Source organism: Burkholderia sp. HAN2018 (assembly GCF_024704855.1).
Lineage (GTDB): Bacteria > Pseudomonadota > Gammaproteobacteria > Burkholderiales > Burkholderiaceae > Burkholderia > Burkholderia cepacia.
This window is the reverse complement of the sequence record NZ_QOBB01000327.1, coordinates 1-6,039: the sequence shown is the minus strand read 5'-3', so window position 1 is coordinate 6,039 and position 6,039 is coordinate 1. Positions and strand designations below refer to the sequence as shown.

The 6,039-nt window shown below is 69.4% G+C and carries 7 protein-coding genes; all 7 read left to right on the top strand.

Annotation, left to right across the window (positions count from 1 at the left end; all coding sequences use genetic code 11):
- A partial coding sequence (gene rpoN, locus DPV74_RS38240; protein WP_119339068.1) for an RNA polymerase factor sigma-54 occupies positions 1-1,202 on the top strand: 1,202 nt, incomplete at its 5' end.
- Between the two features lie 92 nt (positions 1,203-1,294).
- On the top strand, positions 1,295-1,483 hold the full coding sequence (locus tag DPV74_RS38235; RefSeq protein WP_027792524.1) for a DUF3008 family protein: 189 nt from the start codon (positions 1,295-1,297) through the stop codon (positions 1,481-1,483).
- A gap of 46 nt (positions 1,484-1,529) precedes the next feature.
- Positions 1,530-1,691, top strand: a complete 162-nt coding sequence (locus DPV74_RS38230) for a DUF1328 family protein (protein ID WP_027792525.1) — start codon at positions 1,530-1,532, stop codon at positions 1,689-1,691.
- Positions 1,688-2,074, top strand: coding sequence for a DUF3022 domain-containing protein (locus tag DPV74_RS38225; RefSeq protein WP_091921698.1), 387 nt, complete (start codon positions 1,688-1,690; stop codon positions 2,072-2,074). The genes DPV74_RS38230 and DPV74_RS38225 overlap by 4 nt, the downstream gene beginning before the upstream one ends.
- Before the next feature lie 133 nt (positions 2,075-2,207).
- Positions 2,208-4,313, top strand: coding sequence for a catalase HPII (katE, locus tag DPV74_RS38220; RefSeq protein WP_091921700.1), 2,106 nt, complete (start codon positions 2,208-2,210; stop codon positions 4,311-4,313).
- A gap of 12 nt (positions 4,314-4,325) precedes the next feature.
- Positions 4,326-4,829 carry a DUF421 domain-containing protein gene (locus DPV74_RS38215; RefSeq protein ID WP_021161221.1) on the top strand — a complete coding sequence of 168 codons (504 nt, stop codon included), beginning with the start codon at positions 4,326-4,328 and terminating at the stop codon, positions 4,827-4,829.
- Between the two features lie 37 nt (positions 4,830-4,866).
- The gene (locus DPV74_RS38210) at positions 4,867-5,901 is read left to right on the top strand and encodes a Ku protein (RefSeq protein WP_091921704.1); all 1,035 of its coding nucleotides are present in this window, start codon (positions 4,867-4,869) and stop codon (positions 5,899-5,901) included.
- Positions 5,902-6,039 lie beyond the last annotated feature (138 nt).

The window sequence follows — 6,039 nt, the reverse complement described above, 5'->3', positions numbered from 1 at the left end:
ATGTCCGGCCGCCCGACGGCGAGGTGCCGCTGACGGCGGCGCCCGCGCCGCGCGGCACGAACCGCCAGGGCGACGATGCGGACGGCCTGTCGCCGGGCGAATGGATCGCCGCCGAACCGTCGCTGCATCAGCAGCTGCACGATGCGCTCAGGCTGTATCCGTTGAACAGGCGCGATCGCGAAGCCGCGCGCATCGTGATCGACGCGCTCGACGACGACGGCTACCTGCGCCAGGAGCTGGGCGAGCTGCGGGCCGCGGCCGATCCGGCGCTGCTGCTGTCGGAGCGGGATCTCGCGATCGCGCTGCGGCTCGTGCAGATGCTCGACCGCCCGGGGATCGCGGCGCGTTCGCTGTCCGAATGTCTCGTGCTGCAACTCGACGCGATTCCGGCCGGCACGCCGGCGCTCGCGGAAGCGAAGGCGATCGCGCACGAGCATCTCGAACGGCTCGCCCGCCGCGAGACGGCGGAGATCCAGCGGCGTCTCGGCTGCAACGCGCAGACGATGCACGCCGCCTGCGCGCTGGTGCGCGGGCTCGACCCGCGCCCCGGCAGTCACTACGGCAGCACGCGCGGCGACTACGTGGTGCCCGACGTGATCGTGCGCCAGGTGCGCGACGAATGGATCGTGACGATCAACCCGGCCGTGCTGCCGCGCGCGCGCCTGCACGAGCGCTACGCGACGCTGTTCGCGCAGTCGAGCGGCGAGCGCGATTCGCCGCTCGGCCAGCAGCTGCAGGAAGCGCGCTGGCTGATCCGCAACGTGCAGAAGCGCTTCGACACCATCCAGCGCGTGGGCGAATGCATCGTCGCGCGGCAACGCGATTTCTTTCGTTACGGCGAGATCGCGATGAAGCCGCTCGTGCTGCGCGACATCGCGGAAGAGCTCGACCTGCACGAATCGACCGTGTCGCGCGCGACGGGCAACAAGTACATGGCCACGCCGCACGGCACGTTCGAGTTCAAGCATTTCTTCCCGCGCAAGCTCGAGGCGGCCGGCAAGGGCGTGTGCTCGGCGTCGGCGGCGAAGGTGCTGATCCGCGACATGATCGCGGCCGAGCGGCATACCGATCCGCTGTCCGACGTCGCGCTCACGGAGAACCTCGCGGGCCGCGGCATTCTTCTTGCGCGTCGTACGGTGACGAAGTATCGGCAGGCGATGAAGATTCCGGCGGCCGACCTGCGGCGTCGCGATGCCGCGTGACGTGACGGCTTGCCTGCCGAACCGTCCGTCAACCGCGCGCGGCGCCGCCCGTCGTGTCGGCCCGCGCATCCACCCACGACAGGAGTGCAACCATGCCAGCAAAATCCCAGGCCCAGCAGCGTGCCGCAGGCGCGGCGCTGTCGGCGAAGCGCGGTGAAACGAAGATGAAGGACCTCAAACCGCCGGCGAAGTCGATGGCCGAGTCGATGAGCGAGAAAGAGCTCGAGAAAATGGCTTCCACGCCCGTGCGCGGCAAACCGAAACACAAGCACGATGCGTGACCGACGACGACGTTTGGTGACGACCGCTGTCATCCAGGAGGGTTCCATGCTTCGATACGCCATCATCTTCTTCATCATCGCGATCGTCGCCGCCGTGTTCGGCTTCGGCGGGATTGCGGCCGGCGCGGCCGAGATCGCGAAGATCCTGTTCTACATCTTCGTCGTGATCTTCCTGGTCACGCTGCTGCTGGGCGTCGTGCGACGATGAGTGCCGCGCCCGACCGGTCGCAGCGCGTGGCCGAACTCGAACACGCGCTCGCGATCGGCTTTCCATCGCAGTCGACCATCGTCGTGCACGCGGACGACGCATCCGGCGGCCTGACGATCCAGGTGTCGTGGGTGCGCGTGCCGTCCGACGAGGACGCGCGCGAATGGCGTTGCGCCGTCGACCTGCGGTTCGATCCCGACGTCGTCGATCGCTACGTTTTGCTCGACGCGGCCGACCGGCTGCGCGTGCGCACGCAGTTGTGCGACCGCGCGCGGCGCGCGGTGGACGAGCGCAAGCCGCGCGTCGAGGATGCCGCGATCGAATGCAGCGTGACGCTCGACGTGACGCGCTCCGAATTCGACGCGGCGCTGGCCGCGCCCTGATTTCACGGCCGGCATCGCGGGCGCGATCGCGGCCCGTCGTACCGGTTTTCGCTGCCGTCCGCATGCCCGCGCCGCGCCGCGGCGCGGCGGTTTGCGTGGCGGCTGCCCACCCGAATGCCACGAGGACCTTTCGATGACCCGTTCCACATCAGCCGGCAGGACCGCGCCCGCGCAGTCGACCGACAGCGTGAAGTCGCGCCAGCTCGACGAACACCGTTCGCGGCCCGACCACGAAGCGTTTCGCACCAACCAGGGCGTGCGGATAGCCGACAACCAGAACACGCTGCGCGGCGGTACGCGCGGCCCGTCGCTGCTCGAAGACTTCATCATGCGCGAGAAGATCACGCATTTCGATCACGAGCGCATTCCGGAGCGCGTGGTGCACGCGCGCGGCTCGGCCGCGCATGGCGTGTTCCGCGTCTACGAACCGATGGCCGACTATACGAAGGCCGCTTTCCTGCAGGACCCGGCCGCCGAAACGCCGGTGTACGTGCGCTTCTCGACGGTGCAGGGCCCGCGCGGTTCGGCGGACACGGTGCGCGACGTACGCGGCTTCGCGGTGAAGTTCTATACGGAAGAGGGCAACTACGACCTCGTCGGCAACAACATGCCGGTGTTCTTCATCCAGGACGCGATCAAGTTTCCCGACTTCGTGCATGCGGTGAAGCCCGAGGCACCGAACGAGATGCCGACCGGCGCGTCCGCGCACGACACGTTCTGGGATTTCGTGTCGCTGGTGCCGGAGGCCACCCACATGGTGCTGTGGCTGATGTCGGACCGCGCGCTGCCCGCGAGCTTTCGCGCGATGGACGGCTTCGGCGTGCATACGTTCCGCTTCGTGAACGCGGACGGCGCCGAGCGTTTCGTGAAATTCCACTGGCGGCCCGTGAGCGGCGCGTATTCGCTGCTGTGGGACGAGGCGCAGCGGATTGCCGGCCACGATCCGGATTTCAACCGGCGTGACCTGTGGATGGCGATCGAGCGCGGCGACTATCCGGAGTTCGAGCTCGGCGTGCAGATGATCGATCCGGCCGATGCGGGCCAGTTCGACTTCGACCTGCTCGACCCGACCAAGCTCGTGCCGGAAGAGCGCGTGCCGGTGCGGCCGATCGGCCGGATGACGCTGAACCGCAATCCCGACAACTTCTTCGCGGAAACCGAGCAGGTCGCGTTTCACCCGGGCCATGTGGTGCCGGGCATCGATTTCACGAACGATCCGTTGTTGCAGGGGCGCCTGTTCTCGTACACCGATACGCAGCTGAGCCGGCTCGGCGGCCCGAACTTCCACGAGATCCCGATCAACCGGCCGGTGTGCCCGTTCGCGAACAACCAGCGCGATGCGATGCACCGGCAGACGATCAACGTCGGGCAGGCGTCCTACGAGCCGAATTCGACGAGCGGCGGCTGGCCGCGCGAGACCCCGCCGGCGCCGTCGGGCGGCGGCTTCGAGACCGTGCACGAGCCGCTCGAAGGCGAGAAGGTGCGCGTGCGAAGCGAATCGTTCGCCGATCATTTCTCGCAGGCCGCGCTGTTCTACCAGAGCATGACGGAGATCGAGCAACGGCATATCCGCGACGCGTACTGCTTCGAGCTGGGCAAGGTGACGCAGCCGCGGATTCGCGAGCGCGTGGTCAACGACATCATCGCGCGCTTCGACGCGGTGCTGGCCGCGCAGGTCGCCGAACGGCTCGGGCTGCCCGCACCGCATCCGGGTGCGACGCCTGCCGTGGCGCAGCGCTCGCCCGCGCTGAGCCTGATCGGCCGCTCGAAGCCCGGTATCCGCTCGCGCAAGATTGCGCTGATCGCGACGCCGGGTGCGAGCCAGGCGCTCGTCGAGCAAGTGCGCGACGCGCTGCAGGCCGCGCATGCGGTGCCGACGATCGTCGCGCCGACGCTCGCGCCGATCGGCAGCATCGTGCCGCAGGCGACGCTGGCCGGGATGCCGTCGGTGATGTTCGACGCGGTGTTCGTGTGCGGCGGCGACGGCGATGGCCGCGACCTCGCGCACAGCGCCGACGCGCGGCACTTCGTGCGCGAGGCGTTCAAGCACCTGAAGCCGATCGCGGCCGTCGGGTCGGGGCGGCAACTGCTGAGCGCCGCGCATCTGCCGGACCCGGCCGAAGGCGTGTGCGTCGGGCAGGCCGTCGATCTCGACGCGATCCTGAATACGCTGTCCGACTACCTCGGCCGCCATCGCGTGTGGGCGCGCGAGCAGCAGGCCGCCGAGTTGCCGGCCTAGCGCCGCGCGATCATGGACATCGTCGTCGCGCTGTTCGGACAGGGCCGGATGCTCGGCCCCGGGCAGATGGCGCTGCGCGCGATCGTCGTGTCCCTGGTCGCGCTCGTGCTGATCCGCATCGCCGGGCGGCGCGCGTTCGGCCAGCGTTCGCCGTTCGACTACGTGGTCGGGATCCTGCTCGGCGCGATCCTGAGCCGCGCGGTGGTCGGTGCGTCGCCGTTCGTGGCGACCGTCGCGGCGTCGTTCGCGATCGCGCTGCTGCATCGCGCGATCGGCTGGGCCTGCGTGCGCTCGCGCCGGCTCGAGCGGCTGCTGGTGGGCGTCGAGCGCGAGGTGTATCGCAACGGCCGCTTCGACGACGCGCAGATGCGCGCCGCGCTGCTCACGCCGACCGACATCCGCGAAAGCGTGCGGCAGGCGCTCGGCGCGACCGACCTGTCCGACGTCGATGCGGCAATCCTGGAGCGCAACGGCCACGTCAGCATCGTGCGGCGCAGCCGCTGCCGCAGGCCGTGACTTTCGCCGGACCACACACGCCGCAAGGAGGACATCGATGGCACGGATGATCTGGAAAGGCGCGATCAGCTTCGGGCTCGTTCACGTGCCCGTGCAGCTGTTCCCGGCCACGCGTACGGTGAAGCCGTCGTTCCGCCTGCTCGACAGGCGCTCGATGGACCCGGTCGGCTATCGGCAGATCAACAAGCGCACCGGCCGGGAAGTCACGCGCGAGGACATCGTGCGCGGCTACGAGTACGAGAAGGAGCGCTATGTCGTGCTGACCGACGACGAGATCCGCGCGGCGAACCCCGAATCGACGCAGACGGTCGACATCGTCACGTTCGTCGACGAAGGCGCCGTGTCGTTCCTGTATCTCGACACGCCGTACTACCTCGTGCCGGACCGCAAGGGCGAAAAGGTCTACGCGCTGCTGCGCGACGCGCTGAAGGACAGCGGCAAGATCGGCATCGCGCACGTCGTGATGCGCGACCGTCAGCATCTCGGCGCGCTGATTCCGGTCGGGCCGCTGCTCGCGCTCGATACGCTGCGCTGGCAGGAGGAGCTGCGCCCGCTCGACGAACTGTCGGTGCCGGCCGGCGATGCGAAGCGCGCGGGCGTCAGTGCGCGCGAACTCGCGATGGCGAAGAAGCTGATCGACGACATGTCGGGTTCGTGGACACCCGACGAGTATCACGACACGTTTCGCGACGACATCCTCGACCTGGTCGAACGCAAGGTGCGCGCGGGCCGGATCGAGGAGATCGAGGACAGGCCCGCGCAGACGGGGCGCGCGGCGTCCAACGTGGTCGACCTGACCGAGTTGCTGAAGCGCAGCCTGAAGGGCGGCGGTGCGCGGGCAGCCGATGCGGACGACGAGGCGGATGCCGGGGCGACGGCCTCTTCGCGTGCCGCCGGTGCACGGCGCAAACCGGCTGCGAAAGCGCCGGCGAAAGGGGGCGCGAAGGGGGCCGCGAAGGGTGCAGAAAAGGGTGCCGCGAAGGCGCCCGCGAAACGCGCGGCCGCGAAGCACGGCACGGCCGTGGCGCATCCGGCGAAGAAGATCGCCGCGCGCCGCAAGCACGCCGCGTGACCGCGCGCGACGGAGAACGACGCGATGGCCGCGAAACTCGACCCCTATCGCCGCAAACGCCGCTTCGACGCGACGCCGGAACCCGAGGGCGCGCACGGGCGGCGGCGCGCGCCCGCCGACGCGGACGCGCGGCAGTCG

Excerpts from the sequence above, each read along its gene's own strand:
- DPV74_RS38235 (WP_027792524.1), top strand. The coding sequence starts at position 1,295 with ATGCCAGCAAAATCCCAGGCCCAGCAGCGTGCCGCAGGCGCGGCGCTG.
- DPV74_RS38230 (WP_027792525.1), top strand. The coding sequence starts at position 1,530 with ATGCTTCGATACGCCATCATCTTCTTCATCATCGCGATCGTCGCCGCC.
- DPV74_RS38225 (WP_091921698.1), top strand. The coding sequence starts at position 1,688 with ATGAGTGCCGCGCCCGACCGGTCGCAGCGCGTGGCCGAACTCGAACAC.
- katE (WP_091921700.1), top strand. The coding sequence starts at position 2,208 with ATGACCCGTTCCACATCAGCCGGCAGGACCGCGCCCGCGCAGTCGACC.
- DPV74_RS38215 (WP_021161221.1), top strand. The coding sequence starts at position 4,326 with ATGGACATCGTCGTCGCGCTGTTCGGACAGGGCCGGATGCTCGGCCCC.
- DPV74_RS38210 (WP_091921704.1), top strand. The coding sequence starts at position 4,867 with ATGGCACGGATGATCTGGAAAGGCGCGATCAGCTTCGGGCTCGTTCAC.